This is a genomic window from Allokutzneria sp. A3M-2-11 16 (genome assembly GCF_024213555.1).
GTDB lineage: Bacteria > Actinomycetota > Actinomycetes > Mycobacteriales > Pseudonocardiaceae > Allokutzneria.
In genome coordinates this window covers 25,456-41,515 of sequence record NZ_JANAVO010000019.1, presented here as the reverse complement: position 1 = coordinate 41,515, position 16,060 = coordinate 25,456, and the positions used below count along the sequence as shown (strand labels likewise).

Below are 16,060 nucleotides of genomic sequence, written 5' to 3'. Positions count from 1 at the left end.
TCACCAAGGGAAATCGAGAACATGCCCGACGTCACCCTGGGACCTCTGTGCGCCCCTGTTCCGGACGTGCGGCGGATCGCCGTGCTGCGCGGCGGTGGACTCGGCGACCTGTTCTTCGCCATGCCCGCCATCGAGTCCCTCGCCCTGGCCTACCCCGACGCGGAGATCACTCTCGTGGGCACCGCGCTGCACCGCGACCTCCTCGCCAACCGCCCCGGCCCGGTCAGCGAGGTGCTCGTCCTGCCTTCCCCGGAGTCCGAGGGCGAGTTCTTCGCTTCGCTGCCCCCTTTCGACCTCGCCGTCCAGCTGCACGGCGGCGGCAGGTGGTCCAACCCGTTCCTGCGACGGCTCGGCGCGCGCTGCACTGTCGGCCCGAACACCTCCGACGCCGTCGCCCTCGACCGGCCCGTACCGTTCACGTACTTCCAGAACGAGACCATGCGCTGGCTTGAGGTGGCGGGTTTCGCCGGTGCTCCCGTCGCCGCCTTGGAGCCGTCCCTCGCCGTCACCGAGGCCGATCTCACCGAGGCTGCGGCTCACTTGTCCGGGCTCCCCCATCCTGTAGTGACCGTCCACCCCGGAGCCACCGACCCCCGCCGCCGCTGGCCCCATTTCGCTGAGCTGATCACCGCTCTCGGCTCGCGCGCCGGGGTCGTCGTGATCGGCACCGAGTCGGAGCACCCTTTGCTGGAAGGGCTCCCCGCCCGCACGTTGACCGGCCTCAGCATGTCCGGCCTCGTCGGAGTCCTCGCGAGCAGTGCCGTCGTCGTCGCCAACGACAGCGGCCCCCGCCACCTCGCGCACGCCGTGGGGACGCAGACCGTGTCGATCTACTGGATGGGCAACGTCATCAATGCGGGCCCGGCGGGGCGGTCGCGGCACGGCGTGCACATCTCGTGGACCTCTCGCTGCCCCGTCTGCGGCACCGACTGCACCCGCCACGACTTGGGCCGGTGCGAGCACGACGCTTCCCTCGTCGCCGATGTCCCCGTGGCCGAGGTCCTCGCCGACGTGCTGTCCCGCTTGCCCGCACCTTGAGTTCTGTTCAGCCCACTCCCGAAGCAGCTCGTCTCCCTCGCGGAGCCACAGCAGGGCATCGTCGGCTTCGGTGAAGCAGTTTGGTGTCGTCGACGAACGCCTGCATGTCCGAGTAACCGGCTTTCGTAGATTTCCCTTCGGCTCCAGCGATATCGCGCACCCTCGTGGTCATCCGGCCCGGGGGACGAGTCCCTTGTCCCACAAGGAATCCGCTCAGAAGGGTGCCGGTTCCGCGATCGGTTCCGCTTCCGTTTCGGCGGTCTTGCCGTTCGGTGTCGTCCACACATGCCGCCCGTCCGGCAGGTTCTCGCACTTCCAGTTGGATTCGTGCTTCATCCGGTGGTGGCGCCTGCACTTCGGGCGGAGGTTGGTGATGGTGGTGTTCGTGCCGTCGAAGGGGCAGCAGTGGTCCAGGTCGCAGCGGTGTGCGGGCCTGTTGCAGCCGATGGCGGTGCAGGTGGGGTAGCGGGCGTGGATCAACTCCCGCTGCTTCGCAGACGGCCGATACGTCGTCACGTCCTCGGCTATCCCGGTAACCGGGTCGGTCAGGATGCGCTTCCAGATCCCGTTCGCCGCCACATCCCGGGCGATCTTCGCGGGCAACGGTCCGTAGCCGTGGAGCATGGCGGGCTCGTTGTCGAGGCCGAGGAAGGAGCCCATAGGCATCGTGAGGTAGACGGTGACCTGGCCTTGGGGTGCGCCGGTTTCCTTACCCATCAACAGATCCATCGTCACATCGGCACGCTTCTGATCCAACGTCCGGTGATCCTTGGGTAGGGCTCTGGCGATGCGGTCGATCCGGTCGTAGATCAGGGAGGCTTGCAGGGCGGGGAAGAACATCCTCAGTAGGCACATGCCGTCGTCTTGGGGAATCTTCTCCACCAACCTAGCCTTGCGCTTCTCCTTATGGCGACGCTCAGCGGCCTTCGGGTCCAGCTTGTCGATGAACCGGACCGCATGCCGACGTGTCGCGGTGTAGTCGTGGGTTTCGGCAAAGGCGAGGAAGTCCTGCTCGGCGATCGCGGCGTGCACGGCGGTGAGGGTGGAGAGCAGGTCGACGATCATCAACGCTTTCCCCTCGTCGACGCGGCCTTCGGCCAGCGCCCGCAACACCACAGGGCGACCGGTCAAATCCTCTGCGCGTTGCAACAGTCGGGCGGCCTTCGTCTTCGAGACCGCTAGTAGTCGCATGAGGATTTCTTCGGCGAACTCACGATCACATAGTTCAAGCTGAGCGACATACTCCATCAGCACGACCGCGAAGTCCGCCGACGCTTTCCCCATCGCGGTGAAGGAGACCATCAGTTTATGGTCGGGATCTACAGGGAACATGTCCCTATTCTATCGCACAATAATAGTCGATCATGGCTCTACGGAGTGAATTCCCAGGCGCCCGAAAAGCCCGAAAACGCAACCCCCACGAAACAGCAAGCCGCCAACGAGAATGGGTCGGCTTTACCTGGGGTGCGCGTGCCATACGCTTTCCGCGAGGGCCGGGGTTTCATCCCGTGCCCCCGAGAGGCCCAAGGGCACGCGCAAGGGGCCCCCAGGTCAAGCCGACCCCACGCTGGTACCGACGCAAGCCGGAAGCCCAGCCCCGCCGGAAGCCCAGCCCACAAACTCAACCCCGAGGCTCCACTAACCCCCGAACCACCCCCCAAGCCACCCCAGGCATCACAACAAGCAACCCCAACGCCACCTGAAGCGACCACAAATCCGCAATCCCCCCAATAACCGGACTGGCCACCCCACCAATACTCACAGTCAACCCCAACGTAATCCCACTAGCAGTACCAACACGAGAAGGCAAGTAATCCTGCCCCAACGTCACCTGCAACGAGAACGGCACATACAACCCCACAGAAGCCAAAGCCACGAACACATAAAGCCAAGGCGTGAACACAATCCCGGCAACAGCGACGACGGTAACCAAGTACGACCACCGCACAACGACAACCCGGTCCCAATGCGAGGCCAGGCGACCGCCCAGCACGGTACCCACCGCCCCGCCGAGGTAGAGCACGAACAGCGCGACGGCACCTCCGGCCACCCCGAAACGCGGCTGTGCGTACAGCGAGATGAACGTGCTCAGCCCGACGAACGTGATGGACCGACAGGCCACGGCCAACGAGAGCCGTACGAACGAAGCCGGATCGTCCTGTCCGGCCACAACAATACGAGCGGGGAGAGCACCGCGGCCCAGAACGGGCAAGCACAGCACGCTCCCGACGAGCGCGGGCAGCACGAGCAGCGGGGTGAAGCGCAAACCCAAGGGGGCCACGACAAGTGCGACCATGAGGGGCGCGAGGGCGAAGCCGATGTTGCCGCCGAGCGAGAACCATCCCATCCCGGTGTGGCTGCCGCGCGCCGCGATGCGGGCGAGGCGGGCGGACTCGGGGTGGTAGGCGGCGACGCCGATGCCGGACAGCGCAACGAAGAACAGCGTCAAGGGGTACGAACCGGAGACGCCGCTCAGGGCGATCCCGACACCGCCGAACAGGGTGCTCGCGGGGAGCAGCCACGGTAGCGCCCAGCGGTCGGTGAGCATGCCGAACAACGGCTGGGCCACGGACGACAGCAGTGACGCGGCGAGCACGACTCCGGAGACGGCGGCGTAGGTGTAGGACCGCTCAAGAACGAAGAACGGGACGAGCGCGGCGACGGAGCCCTGGTAGACGTCCACGCAGGCATGGCTGATCGCGAGCCGGATGACGGGTTTCACGACGTCAACGGAACCAAGGACAGCGGTGGCGCGCTTTCGATAAACTGCCAATAAATGACGGAAACCCGCCACATGCCCGCGGCGCCGACCCGAGCGCAGCGGCTGGCGTCCAGGGCGACCATCGACGCGCACCGCCACGACGATCACCAGATCATCTACGCCGCGCGCGGGGTGCTGGCGATCACGACGGACGCGGGTTCCTGGGTCGCTCCGGCGAACCGCGCGATCTGGGTGCCCGCGGGGACCGTGCACGCCCACGAGGCGCACGGCGAACTCGAACTACACTTGATCGGCTTGCCCGCCAAGGACAATCCGCTGCGCTTGACGGAGCCGACGGTACTGAGCGTGGGACCGCTGCTGCGCGAGCTGATCCTCGCCTACACCCACGCTCCGCACGAGGACAGCCCGGAGCGCCGTCGCCTGCGCGCGGTTCTGCTCGACCAGTTGCGGGTTTCACCGCAGGAACCGGTGCACCTGCCCGCTCCGAGAGACTCGCGACTGCGAGCCCTGTGCGAGATCCTGCGTGAAGATCCGGCGGACAACCGCGCACTCGCCGAGCTGGGCAAGGAGATCGGCGCGAGCGACCGCACGCTTTCCCGGCTTTGCAAGGAAGATCTCGGCATCACGTTCCCGCAGTGGCGCACTCAGCTGCGGTTGCACCACGCCCTGGTCCTGTTGGCCGAGGACACTCCGGTGACCGCGGTGGCGCATGCCTGCGGCTGGTCCTCGGCCAGCGCGTTCATCGACGTGTTCCGCCGGACGTTCAACCGCACGCCTACAGCATTTCTCGCAGGGCGTCGTCGGTCGGCGTCGGCTTGATCCCGAACGCGTCCTCGGCGGCGGAGGAATCGAGGACGAACGGACGCTGGAACTGGTACTGCACCTCAAGCATCTCGCGCGCGGTGGGGTTCAGCAGCCCGGCCAGCCGGAGCGCGAACCCGGGCATCTTCGTGAGCCGCACCCCGGACACAGCGGCCAGCTCGGCGGTGCGGGTGGCGAGCGCGCGCACGGACATCGGCGGCGCGGTGGGCACGTGCCACGGCCTTCCCCAGGCGCTCGGATCGGCGGCGACCGCGATCAGCGTCTCGGCGACGTCACCGACGTAGGTCCAGCTGTGCGGCGCGTCCAGATCGGCGGGAATCGACGCGCGCCGACCCGTGACGACCTTGGCCAGCACCAGCGCGCTGAACGGGGAAAGCGCGCCCGCCCCAAGGTAATCCGACCCGCGGACCTCGGCCGTGCGGATGACACCGGCCTCGTGCGCGGCCCGCTGAGCGGCCCACAACGAGGCCCGGACCTGGCCCTTCACCGAGTTCGGCCGCAGCGGCAGGTCCTCGGTCATCGGCACGTCGACCTGGCCGTAGCCGTACAGGTTGCCGGTGGTGACGAGCACCGCGCCGGTGGCCTCCGCGGCACTCACCAGGGAGGCGCCGAGCGGCGGCCACTCGGCGGGCCAGCGGTGGTACGCCGGGCCCGCGCAGCTGTAGAGCGCGACGGCGCCTTCCGCGTGCCGATCGAGATCCGCGGTCGCGTCCGCCGCGACGCGCTCGATCCCCGCGTGCTCGGGGCCGCCGCCACGCCGGCTGAGCAGGCGGACCCGCTCCCCCGCCTCCGCGAGCAACCGCGCCGTGGCCGAACCCACCGGCCCGGCTCCGACAATCACATGAAGCGCCATGCGTGCACCGTACGTCAGGGCCAGGAAGGCTCCTCGGCGTGGGCGATCACCAGTTCCCTGATCTCGCAACCCGCGGGCTGGCGGAGCGCGTTCAGGATCGCCGCCGCGACGTTCTCCGGCGGGTTGAGCTTGCTCTCGTCCGGCGGGCGGTACTTCTCGTCGCGCTCGTCGAAGAACCTGGTTCGCATTCCGCCCGGCACCACCAGGGTCACGCCGACGCGACCGGCCAGCTCCGTCGCGAGGGCCCGCGTGAACCCGACCACGCCGAACTTCGACGCGCAGTAGGCCGTCGCCTCCGGCAGTGCGCGCAGCCCCAGCGTGGAGGCCACGGTGATCACCTTGCCCTGACTGCGTTCCAGGTGCGGTAGCGCGGCGCGGACCACCGCGACCGTGCCGAAGAGGTTGACCTGGACCACCCGCTCCCAGTCCGATGTGGACACTCCGCTGAGCGGACCGCAGCTGTCGATCCCCGCCGCTGTCACCACCGCGTCGAGCCCGCCCGCTCGCGATGCCGCCTCTGCCACCGCTTCTTCGGCGGCACGGCTGTCCGAGAGGTCCACCGGCACGAAGTCGGTGTCGCTCATGGCCTTGTCCAGCACGAACGCCCGTCCACCCGCTTCGCGCACGGCCGCCACGACCGCGGCGCCCAGGCCGGATGCCCCTCCTGTCACCACAACTCGCACTGCTCGTGTCCTCTCGTGCTCATCCCGCCTCGGCCAGCGCCAAGGCCAGCCGGGTGGTGGAGTGTCCGGGGTGGTAGGGGACCGCGACGGCGCAACCGCCCCACTTGCTCAGCACGGCCGCCTCCGGCAGGTCCTCGGCGCGGTAGTCGCCACCCTTGACCCAGATGTCCGGCCGGAGAGCGTCCACAATGGACTCCGGAGTGTCCTCACCGAACACCGCGACCGCGTCGACGCAGGTCAACGACTCCAGCAGCTCGACGCGCTCCCGCTCGGGGTTGATCGGCCGGTCCGGACCTTTGAGCCTGCGCACGGACTCGTCGGAGTTCATGCACACGATGAGGCAGTCCCCCAAAGCCCTCGCCGCGGCCAGCGTTCTCGTGTGACCGGCGTGCAGGAGGTCGAAACATCCACCGGTGGCCACCACAGTGCCGCCCCGCGTCCGCACTTCCTCGGCCACCCGGCGAGCATCATTCGTGTCCACAATGGATACCGGCGCGACACCGACCGCGCCCGCTCCGCCTTCGGCCAGGAATCGGGCCGCGGCACCGACTGCCGCGGTGACGGCTTCCTCGGGGGTAGCACCGGCGAGCAGCCTGGTGGCGACGGTGACCGCGAAGCGATCTCCTGCCCCGCATGGGTCGATGACCGGCACGGTCGGCGCGGGCACGGCCAGCGGCAGGCCGCCCTGATCGAGCACGGCTCCGGCCGCCCCCAGCGTCACCGCGACCGCGCGCACCGACCACCGATCGCGCAGCCGCTGGGTGGCTCGGTGCGCGGCGGCGATCCCCGAGCCGGAAAGATCGGCCTCGCTGGCATTGGGAGTCACCACCGTCGCCCCCGGGATCGGCTCCGGCCCACGCGGATGCGGGTCCCACACGACGGGAACACGTGACGCGAGTTCGGTCAACATCGCGCGCAATCGCCTGTCCCACAACAACCCCCGGCCGTAGTCGGAGACCAGAACGGCATCAGCACCACGCAAGGCTTCGAGCATCTCATCGGTCGCAGTCGGCGCAGCACCCGGTTCGCCCTCGTCGATTCGCGCCAAGGACTGTCCAGCACAGCGAACACGCGTCTTCACCGAGGTCGGTGTCAGCGACGGCCCGGCGACCAGGTTGACCGCACTCAGCTCGCGGCGAAGTCGTTGTCCTGCTTCGTCTTCGGCGAGCGCCGTCACGAGCGTAACCTTGGTGCCGTCCCGCGCGGCGAGCACTGCCGCCAAGCCCGCTCCGCCTGGCCGGTAGCGGCGGTCGGTGAGGTCCAGCACGGGCGCGGGCGCGTCCGGGCAGATTCGGCTCACCGTGCCGACCAGGTCGACGTCGAGCAACGTGTCACCCACGACGACAAGGTTCACGACACCCTCCGCTGAGCGTCCACTTCGGACAGTGCGGCCTCGAACGCCTCGCACAGCACGTGCACGGCGACCAACTGGGCTTCCTGCACTGAACTGGTGGAGCCGGGCAGCGCGACGGCTTCGTCGACCGCCTCGTACAACGGGTTCGGCGTGGAGCCGGTCAGCGCCCACACCAGTGCTCCGGCGGTGTGCCCGGCTTCCGCCGCGCGCAACAGGTTCGGGCTGCGCCCGGAGGTGGACAACAGCAGCAGCACGTCGCCAGGACGGGCGTGCGCGGTGACCTGGCGGGCGAAGACCTGCTCGTAGCCGTAGTCATTGCTGATCGCGGTGACGCTCGACGTCTCCGCGTTGAGCGCGAGCGCGGAGAACGGGCGCCGGTCGTCCCGGAAACGGCCGACGAGCTCCGCGGTGAAGTGCTGTGCTTCGGCCGCTGAGCCGCCGTTGCCCGCCGCGAGCAACCGCGCTCCGGCGTCGAGGCGTTCGGCGAGCACGCGACCCCATCGGCCGAGAGTGCTGGATTGCTTGCGCAGTGCGGACAACGTGACCGTCAGCGCGTCGATGTGGTCGCGGGCGATCGGGTCGGGCAGGGTGCGGGTCATCGCATCTCACCCACCGACTGCTGCGGGATGACGACGGGCCGGGTGCGCTCGTAGAGCCGCGCCGTTTCCGCTGCGACCCGGTCCCACGAGTAGCGGCATTCGGCGCGATCACGTCCGGCTGTGCCGAACTCCTCGCAACGAATGGGATCGGTGACGCACGAACGCACGGCTTGGGCCAGCGCACGGGGATCGCGGGGCGGGACGTGCCTGCCGGTGACGCCGTCCACCACCGTGTCGACCAGTCCGCCGACCGCGCTGGCGACCACCGGCACTCCGCAGGCCATCGCCTCCAGCGGCACGATGCCGAACGGCTCGTACCAGGGCGTGCACACCACCGCGTCGGCCGAGCGCAGCAGCGCGGGCATGTCGGCGCGGGAAACCTGCCCCAGCAGGGAAACCCGGTGCCGGACACCGAGGCGGGTAGCGTGCGAGAGCAGCCGCCCCACCTCGGGATCGCCCGTCAGCCTCCGCTGTTCCGGGCCGCCCGCGACGACGAGTTCGGTGTCCGGCAACATGGGCAGCGCGGAGATCACGGTGTCCACGCCCTTGCGCGGCACCAGGCGCCCCACGGTGACAATGCGGTACGGCTGACGGCGTTCCGCTGCCGGACCGGTCGGCGAGAACATGGACAGGTCCACACCGCACGGCACCACTGACACGCGGTCCCGCGAAACGCCCATCCTGGCCAGCTCGAAGACTTCGTCGCTGCACGTCGCCGCGATCCGATCGGCCTCGCGGCAGATCAGCCGCTCGACCGAGATCCGCTCGCTCGGGCTGGTGTCGGCCGCGCCCTGGTGCCTGCGCTTCACGACGCCGAGCGCGTGGAAGGTCTGCACGAACGGCACGCCGAGTTCCTTGGTGGCGAGCAGAGTCGCCAGTCCCGACATCCAGAAGTGCGCGTGCGCCACGTCCGGGCGGTCGCGCGCCCAGTGCCGCCGGAGCACGTCGGCGAACTCCCCCATGTACGGCAGCAGGTCGTCCTTGGGCACGTGCTCCGCGGGCCCGGCGTCGACGTGCACGACGCGGTATCCCTGCGGTGTGCGCACCACTTCCGGAAGATCGGGGTCGTCCCGGCGAGTGAAGACCGTTGTCTCGTGGCCGAGCCTGCTCAGCGCCGCGGACAGCTCCGCGACGTGGAGGTTCTGGCCTCCTGCGTCGACGCCGCCGAGCGCGGCCAGCGGGCTGGCGTGCTCGGAGATCATGGCAACTCTCATCTCGTCACCTCCTCGCGGTGTCACTGGCGATCCGGCCGAGCAGCCGGTCCCAGTTCTCGATGAACGCGGCGAGCCCGTAGTGGGCGAGCGCGAACTTCCTCGCCCCCTGTCCGAGCCGGGCCGCCAACTCCGGCTCCGCCAGCACCAGGTCCAACGCGGCGGTCAGCTCGTCCACGCTGGTGGACACGAAACCCGCTTCGGCGGGCACGGCCCTGGCCGCCTCGGTGGCACACACCGCGACCACCGGCATTCCGAGGTGCATCGCCTCGATCAGCGACAGCCCGAGCGAGGTCCAGCGCAACGGGTGCACGTAGGCCCGGCGCCGCGCCAGCTCCGCGTGCAGCCGCTCGGTCGGCAGGTCGCCGACCGGTGTGATCCGATCGCAGCCGAGCTTCTCGGCGAGCCCGTCCAAGCCCATCCCGAACACGTCCAGCGGTGCGGCTTCGGCGAAGCGCGGCAACAGGTCCGTCCCGGTCACGCGCCACCGCCGCACCGGCTCGTTGATCACCACACCGGCCCTGGAGAGTTCTCCGGTGTAGCGCTCGCCGGGGTCGACGACACCGTGTTCGACAACGGTCGTGGGGGTGCTGCCGCAGTCCCACATCAGGTCGTTGAAGTGGGTGACGTGCGCGATGATCAGGTCGTCGCGGTCGGCCAGCGGATGACGCCCTCCTTTGGGCGTGTTGTGCTCCACAAAGACCGTCGGCACGCGCCGACCGAGCCACTTCCCGGCCAACTCCAGCTCTTCGGTCCTTTGCAGCACAACGACATCCACGTCGGTGTCGCGCAGCTCTTCTGGGCTGACCTCGCGTGCGGACTCCGGCCAGTCCCGACCGAGTCGTCCCGCGCCGAACGGGCCGCCATCGGGGAGTTTCGGCAGCAGGTACTCGTGCGATCCCTGCACGAAAGAGGTCGTCCATCCACCATGTACGTGCCAGACAAGGACTTTCACGCTGTCACCGCCTGGAGTTCGTCGACTGCCGCGACAACGGCATCGGGGGAAATCGAGTTCAGGCAGGGATGTCCGGGAATCGGGCACTCACGGGCCCGCGTTCCCCGACAGTCCGCCCACTGGTCACCGAGCAGGCGAACCGGAACGCCGTAGGGAGCCCACCTGCTCGCGGGCACCACAGGGGAGAACAGCGACACGACCGGAGTTCCCACCGCGGCGGCCAGATGCGCGGGCCCGGTGTTGCCAACGACAACGGCTTCCGCGCCCGCGAGCACCCCGGCAAGTTCAGCGAGGGTCGTCCTGCCACCGAGGTCGACACCGTGGTCACCCGCCACCAGTGCGGTCAGCTCGCTCTCGGCGGGACTGCCGGTCACGACCACGTGATGTCCGGCTTCCGCCAGCGCCACAACGGTTTCAGCGCATCGGTTCGGGGCCCACGCCCGTGCGGGAACGGAGGCGCCGGGGTGCAGCACGACATAGCGGTCCGGTCCTTCGTACTTCGGCGGCGCCTTCACCCGCAGGAGCCCGTCGTCGCCGTCCGGGAGCGCGAAACCCGCCGCCTCCGCCACCTGCAACGCCCGCTGAGCCTCGGGAATGTCGTCCTCTTGGCGCAACCTGGTGTCCAGCAACGATCCCGGGTAGTCGGTCGAAGCCGCCACGATCCGGGGCACCCCGGCCAGCCGCAGCAACAACGCCAGCGGCAGGGACGACTGGTGGAACGACGTGAGGATCAGTGCGACGTCGAAGCGTTGCGCGGCAAGGAACTCCACGAGGTCGCGCACCTCGGCGGGGTCGACCGGCGGCGGGTCGGGGACGATCCACGGACAGGCCCATTCGACGATCTCCGTGACGCCCGGCAGCAGCTCAGCGGCCTGGTAGCCGGACGGTCCGCACAGCAGGGTGACGTGGCCACCCGTCGCCGCGGCGCGGATCGCGGGCCCCGCCAACAACACATCGCCGTCGCTGTCCAACCGCGCCACGAGCACCCGGGCGCTCATGACAGCACGAGCCGAACGGCCGCTGGCAGATCATCGGCGACGGTGCCCGCGCGGCGGACCTCGTCGAGCAGCGTGATCGGCGTCGGCACGAGCACGGACCGCGTCCCGGCGCGCTCGGCGGCCAGGACGTCGGCCTCGATGTCGCCGACGAACACGGTCTCCTCCGGCAGCACCCCGAGCTCGGCGCAGGCCGCCAGCACCATGCCGGGTTCCGGCTTGCGGCACCCGCAGCCCTCGTCCGGCGCGTGCGGGCACACCTGCCAGGTGTCGAACCCGCCGAAGATCTCCTCCACCCGCGCGTTCACCGCGCCGACCTCGTCCCACGTCAGCAGGCCCCGGCCGATACCCGACTGGTTGCTGACCACGCCGACCGCGAGTCCCCCGGCGCGAGCTGCGGCGACAGCGGCGACCGCGCCCGGCATCGGCCGCACCAACGAGGGATTTCCGTTGTACGGCACGTCTTCCACCAGGGTGCCGTCGCGGTCGAAGAGGACCGCTCTAGCGGCCACGTGTTCCATGTTGACGGTGGTTGCCGCAGCGATCCGGGGTAAACGCATGGGGCGGAACTACTACTCTCCGTGCCCGCTTCTCCCCCCTTTCGGCCGCAGAGGACGACCCATGATCATCGCGTTGCGCGCATTGAAACTCGGCGACTTCCTGGTCGCGGTGCCGGCGCTGCGTGCGCTCAAGCGGCACTGGCCCGACCAGGACCTGTGCTACGCGGGCCCGGTGTGGCTCACCCCGCTGGCCGAGCTGACCGGGTGCATCGACCAGCTCCTGCCGACACCTGGCCTGGAGCCTTTGTCCACCAAGGTATTTCGACCGCTCGCGGCGGTGAACCTGCACGGCGCGGGGCCGGAGAGCAACCGTGTGCTCGACGCGCTGGAGCCACGGCTCCGGCTGGGGCATTCCGGCCACGGCTGGGACGGTCCGCCGTGGCGCGACGACCTCCACGAGCGCGAGCGCTGGTGCGAAATGCTGGTCGCGCACGGCATTCCGGCCGACTCGAACGACTTCCGGCTCAACCCACCGGTGATTCCCAGCCGATACCCCGGCGCGGTCGTGATCCATCCCGGTGCCGCCTACGGCAGCAAACGCTGGCCACCGGAGCGGTTCGCGCAGGTGGCGGCCGAACTAGCACGCCAAGGCCGAGAGGTCGTGATCACCGGTGGCCCGGGTGAGGAAGAGCTCGTTCAGGAGGTGCTCGGCAGCGCTGGTCACGGCGTGTGTGCGGCGGGGCGGACGGGCCTGCCGGAGCTGTGCGCGCTGATCGCCGAGGCGTCGCTGGTGATCAGCGGGGACACGGGAACCGCGCACCTCAGCTACGCGTTCGCGACTCCCTCGGTGGTGTTGTTCGGTCCCGCGCCGGTGTGGCAGTGGGGGCCGCCCCCGTGGTCGCCGCACGTCGTGCTCACCGTCGCCGAGCTGCGGCGGGGCGCGGCGTTCGACGAGGAACCGGATCCGGCCCTGCTCGCGGTGGGTGTCGAGGACGTGCTCGCTGCTTGTTTGGAGCTTGGCTCCCAGGGAATCCCCTCGCGTGGGAGGTGAACGTCATGCCCGGTAAGGAAGCCCTGCCCTCGACACTGAAGCGTTCATCGAAGAAGGCGCAGCGCACGTGGATCAAGGCGCACGACTCGGCGGTGGAGAGCTACGGCGAGGGAGAGCGTTCGCACCGCGTCGCGTTCTCGGCGTTGAAGCACACCCACGAGAAGGTCGGCGACCACTGGGAGGCCAAGGACGAGAACGGCCCCTCGGACAAGCAGGCCGCGCGCCGCTCGGGTGGCCGTAGCGGCAAGACCGCCGGTGGTGTGGACGCCAACGCCAGCAAGGAACACCTCTACGCCCAGGCGAAGAAGCTCGACGTGCCAGGCCGCTCCAAGATGACCAAGGACGAACTGGTCAAGGCCATCCAGAAGGCCAACAACCGCAAGACGGCGAAGGCCCGGTCATGAGCGAGATGCCGCCCGCGGAGAGCGGCATGTCCGGGTTGTCGCACCGCGAGGAACCGCCGCCCAGTCCCGCCGCGCACCGCCTGTGGATCGGCGTGCTCCTCGGTGGGACGGCGGCGCTGGTAGTGCTGGTGATCTTGCAGGCCTTCGTTTTCTGAGGGGTGACATGTCCGTCCCGTACTGGATATCGAGCACGTCCGCCCCTACGTACGATGCCGGCCCCGATCCGTCCGAAGTGGACGTTGCGGTGATCGGGGCCGGTATCGCCGGGATCACCACCGCCTACCTGCTCAAGCGCGCGGGCAAGCGCGTCGCCCTGGTGGAGGCGGGCGAACTCGCCGCAGGAGTCACCGGGCACACCACCGCCAAGATCACCGCCCAGCACGGCGCGATCTACGGCAAGCTGTTGTCCTCGTACTCCGCGGAGGTCGCCGAAGCCTATGCGCGCAGCCAGGAACTCGCGATGGCGTGGATCTTCGCCGAGAGCGCGAGCCTGGGCATCGACTGCGACCTGTCGCGCCGCGTCAACTACCTCTACGCCGAGCACGAGAAGCTCAACGACGAGGCGGCGGCCGCGGTCACCGCCGGGCTCGACGCGTCCTATGTGAACGATCTCGACCTCCCGTACACGGTGGAGGGTGCGGTGCGCCTTCCGGACCAGGCGCAGTTCCACCCGCGAACGTGGCTGCTGGGCTTGGCGCAGCACATCCCCGGCGACGGGAGCTACATCCGCACGGGGACGCGGGCGACCGGCCTGACCGAGGGCTCGCCCAACGTCGTCGAGACGACGGCGGGCGAGATCCGCGCCGAGCACGTGGTCGTCGCGACGCACTACCCGATCTTCGACCGCGGCCTGTTCTTCGCGCGCCTGCAACCGAAGCGCGACCTCGTGGTGGCCTCGGTGATCGACGGGGGAAGCGGCCCGAGCGGCATGTACCTCGCCCAGGACACCGGCCACTCCGTCCGCACCACGCCGCACGGCGACGGCAAGGACCTGTTGATCATCGGCGGTGAAGGGCACCTGGTCGACGAGGGAGCCCCGGTGGCGGAACGGTTCCGGCGCCTCACCGCGTGGGCGAGCACCCGCTTCGGCATCGGCGAGCCGGACTACCGGTGGATGGCGCACGATCTGTCCACACCGGACTCACTGCCCTACATCGGCCGCTTCCACCCCGGCACGCGCACCGTGTGGGTGGCCACCGGCTTCGCGCACTGGGGCATGAGCAACGGCACCCTCGCGGGGCTGCTCCTGCACGACCTGATCACCGGCGTGGAGAACCCGTACGAGCACCTCTACGACCCGCTCCGGCTCAACCTCAGGCAGTCGGTGCCGAAGCTGGTCGCGGCCAACGCCCACGTGGCCGCCCGGTTCGTGGGCGACCACGTGTCGGCGGTGGCGCACAGCGTGGTGGACAACCTCGCTCCCGGCGAGGCCAGGGTCTCCACGGAGGGAGCGCACCCGGTCGCGGCGTACCGGTCCGAGGACGGCGAGCTGCACAGGGTTTCCGCTCGCTGCACCCATCTCGGCTGCCTCGTCGCGTTCAACGACGGGGACCGGACCTGGGACTGCCCGTGCCACGGATCGCGCTTCGGGCTCGACGGCTCCGTGATCCAGGGGCCCGCTGTCCGCCCGCTCAGAACGGAGTGAGGATCACCCTGGCGGAACGCGGGTTCCCGTCGTGCACCAGCGACTCGAAGTGGCCCACGTCGTCGAAGGCGAAGCCGTATGCCTTGCCGTCCACCATGTTCGCGTGGATGATCTTCGAGTAGTGGTCGGTGATCGCGCGGGTGTAGAACTCCGCCGGGTTCACCGTGGGCTGGGTGTGCAGGAAGCCCAGCGTGGAGCGGTGCAGCGCCGCGCACAGGGTTCTCGCGATGGCGCCGATGTCGTTGTTCGGCGCCGCCAGCCTGCCGTCGCAGCCGAAGATGTCCCTGGAACTGGGTTCCTGGAAGGACGCGACGCGGGCCCCGGCGGTGTTGGTGAAGTGCATGACTCCACCGCCGTCAGTGCGGCCGATGAACCTCCTGCCCGGCTCGTTCTCGTACGGCACCACCGTGAGATCGGTGTTGCGGTAGGTGTTCCAGGCGCTCTTCGTGTAGCTGTCGAAGTAGCCACCGCCGAAGATCCCCGACTCGATGCCCAGGCGCGGCGCCAGCGCGCGCACGCGGGTGCCGTCGGAGCGGGTGTGGACGAGCTTGCCCCAGTCACCGCCCTGGTTGCGCAGTCCGTCGAGGATCTTGTCGCGGCCACCGGAAACCAGCTCGCCGGTCTTCTTCACCTGGCCGGTGCTCGCGGTGACCTCCACCGCGTGCGGCACGCTGAACATGTCCACCTGCGAGGAGTTCAGCCACAGGCCGCCGTTGTTGTAGGTGAACTCGCTCCAGTCGAAGAGGATGTTCCGGTTGGGGTCACTGGGGTTCCACGGCGCGGGCTGCACCAGGCCGTCCGGGGTGAGGAAGAACTTCAGCTTCTCCCCGAACGACATGTACAGCCGCCCGCCCGCGAGGTTGATCGGGATGTTCAGCGTCTTCGACCCGCCCTGGCCAGGGCCGGCGATGGACACGTCGGGCGCGGGCACGGGCGGGTTCCCGCCGCCGGGCCACGGGGTGAAGGAGCCCGCGGCGTTCACGTGGCCGAGGCGGCCGTTGTAGACGCCCAGGACGTACAGGTGGACCTGGTCGGCGCGGCCGGAGTCGTTGGTGACGGTCAGCGGCAGCAGGCTCGGCGCGGCCTGGGCCGGAACCGCGGTCACACCAAGCAGAACCGCGATCGCCGCCAGCCACGAGAGCAGTCTCGTTCGCAAGGGTCACTCCTCGTTGAGTGCGGGGGTCGAGCACACGAGGCGGCAGCTCCCGCGCCGTGGCGGCTGCGATGC

17 protein-coding genes are annotated in these 16,060 nt (G+C 69.3%); 6 read left to right on the top strand and 11 right to left on the bottom strand.

The window, feature by feature from the left end; genetic code table 11:
- Window positions 1–21: 21 nt before the first annotated feature.
- Window positions 22–1,038, top strand: a complete 1,017-nt coding sequence (locus NLX83_RS37125; protein ID WP_254239957.1) for a glycosyltransferase family 9 protein — start codon at window positions 22–24, stop codon at window positions 1,036–1,038.
- A gap of 213 nt (window positions 1,039–1,251) precedes the next feature.
- On the opposite strand, the gene NLX83_RS37120 is transcribed toward NLX83_RS37125, so the two are convergent.
- The gene (locus NLX83_RS37120) at window positions 1,252–2,370 is read right to left on the bottom strand and encodes an HNH endonuclease signature motif containing protein (protein WP_254239956.1); all 1,119 of its coding nucleotides are present in this window, start codon (window positions 2,368–2,370) and stop codon (window positions 1,252–1,254) included.
- Window positions 2,371–2,659: 289 nt separating this feature from the next.
- Window positions 2,660–3,760: an MFS transporter gene (locus NLX83_RS37115; RefSeq protein WP_254239955.1), complete on the bottom strand. Its 1,101-nt coding sequence runs from the start codon at window positions 3,758–3,760 to the stop codon at window positions 2,660–2,662.
- Window positions 3,761–3,814: 54 nt separating this feature from the next.
- On the opposite strand from NLX83_RS37115, the gene NLX83_RS37110 reads away from it, so the two are divergent.
- Window positions 3,815–4,579, top strand: a complete 765-nt coding sequence (locus tag NLX83_RS37110) for an AraC family transcriptional regulator (protein ID WP_254239954.1) — start codon at window positions 3,815–3,817, stop codon at window positions 4,577–4,579.
- Here the strand turns inward: NLX83_RS37110 and NLX83_RS37105 are convergent.
- From NLX83_RS37105 to NLX83_RS37070, 8 genes are read right to left on the bottom strand one after another with little or no spacing between them, the layout of a single operon-like run.
- Window positions 4,536–5,435, bottom strand: a complete 900-nt coding sequence (locus NLX83_RS37105) for an NAD-dependent epimerase/dehydratase family protein (protein WP_254239953.1) — start codon at window positions 5,433–5,435, stop codon at window positions 4,536–4,538. The genes NLX83_RS37110 and NLX83_RS37105 overlap by 44 nt on opposite strands.
- Window positions 5,436–5,449: 14 nt before the next feature.
- Window positions 5,450–6,118: an SDR family oxidoreductase gene (locus NLX83_RS37100; RefSeq protein ID WP_254239952.1), complete on the bottom strand. Its 669-nt coding sequence runs from the start codon at window positions 6,116–6,118 to the stop codon at window positions 5,450–5,452.
- Window positions 6,119–6,137: 19 nt separating this feature from the next.
- On the bottom strand, window positions 6,138–7,472 hold the full coding sequence (locus tag NLX83_RS37095; RefSeq protein ID WP_254239951.1) for a PfkB family carbohydrate kinase: 1,335 nt from the start codon (window positions 7,470–7,472) through the stop codon (window positions 6,138–6,140).
- Entirely contained in the window at window positions 7,469–8,071 is a 603-nt protein-coding gene (locus tag NLX83_RS37090; protein WP_254239950.1) for a D-sedoheptulose-7-phosphate isomerase, read from the bottom strand. The genes NLX83_RS37095 and NLX83_RS37090 overlap by 4 nt, the downstream gene beginning before the upstream one ends.
- A complete protein-coding gene (locus NLX83_RS37085) occupies window positions 8,068–9,285 on the bottom strand; it encodes a glycosyltransferase (protein WP_254239949.1) in 1,218 nt (405 codons plus the stop codon). Before NLX83_RS37085 ends, NLX83_RS37090 begins: the two co-directional genes overlap by 4 nt.
- 4 nt (window positions 9,286–9,289) lie before the next feature.
- A complete protein-coding gene (locus NLX83_RS37080; protein WP_254239948.1) occupies window positions 9,290–10,237 on the bottom strand; it encodes a glycosyltransferase in 948 nt (315 codons plus the stop codon).
- Window positions 10,234–11,235: a glycosyltransferase family 9 protein gene (locus NLX83_RS37075; protein WP_254239947.1), complete on the bottom strand. Its 1,002-nt coding sequence runs from the start codon at window positions 11,233–11,235 to the stop codon at window positions 10,234–10,236. Before NLX83_RS37075 ends, NLX83_RS37080 begins: the two co-directional genes overlap by 4 nt.
- Window positions 11,232–11,744 (bottom strand): D-glycero-alpha-D-manno-heptose-1,7-bisphosphate 7-phosphatase, encoded by a 513-nt coding sequence (locus NLX83_RS37070; RefSeq protein WP_254239946.1) that lies wholly within the window; start codon window positions 11,742–11,744, stop codon window positions 11,232–11,234. The genes NLX83_RS37075 and NLX83_RS37070 overlap by 4 nt, the downstream gene beginning before the upstream one ends.
- A gap of 109 nt (window positions 11,745–11,853) precedes the next feature.
- Between NLX83_RS37070 and NLX83_RS37065 the strand changes: the two genes are divergently transcribed.
- The 4 genes from NLX83_RS37065 (at window position 11,854) to NLX83_RS37050 (ending at window position 14,832) form a co-directional block, all read left to right on the top strand.
- The gene (locus tag NLX83_RS37065; RefSeq protein WP_254239945.1) at window positions 11,854–12,783 is read left to right on the top strand and encodes a glycosyltransferase family 9 protein; all 930 of its coding nucleotides are present in this window, start codon (window positions 11,854–11,856) and stop codon (window positions 12,781–12,783) included.
- A 5-nt stretch (window positions 12,784–12,788) separates the two neighbouring features.
- Complete coding sequence (locus NLX83_RS37060) at window positions 12,789–13,187, top strand: ChaB family protein (protein ID WP_254239944.1); 399 nt, start codon at window positions 12,789–12,791, stop codon at window positions 13,185–13,187.
- The gene (locus NLX83_RS37055; RefSeq protein ID WP_254239943.1) at window positions 13,184–13,342 is read left to right on the top strand and encodes a DUF6480 family protein; all 159 of its coding nucleotides are present in this window, start codon (window positions 13,184–13,186) and stop codon (window positions 13,340–13,342) included. The genes NLX83_RS37060 and NLX83_RS37055 overlap by 4 nt, the downstream gene beginning before the upstream one ends.
- Before the next feature lie 89 nt (window positions 13,343–13,431).
- On the top strand, window positions 13,432–14,832 hold the full coding sequence (locus tag NLX83_RS37050) for an FAD-dependent oxidoreductase (protein WP_254239942.1): 1,401 nt from the start codon (window positions 13,432–13,434) through the stop codon (window positions 14,830–14,832).
- On the opposite strand, the gene NLX83_RS37045 is transcribed toward NLX83_RS37050, so the two are convergent.
- The gene (locus NLX83_RS37045) at window positions 14,819–15,988 is read right to left on the bottom strand and encodes a beta-1,3-glucanase family protein (protein ID WP_254239941.1); all 1,170 of its coding nucleotides are present in this window, start codon (window positions 15,986–15,988) and stop codon (window positions 14,819–14,821) included. The two genes, NLX83_RS37050 and NLX83_RS37045, sit on opposite strands and share 14 nt — an antisense overlap.
- Between the last annotated feature and the right edge of the window lie 72 nt (window positions 15,989–16,060).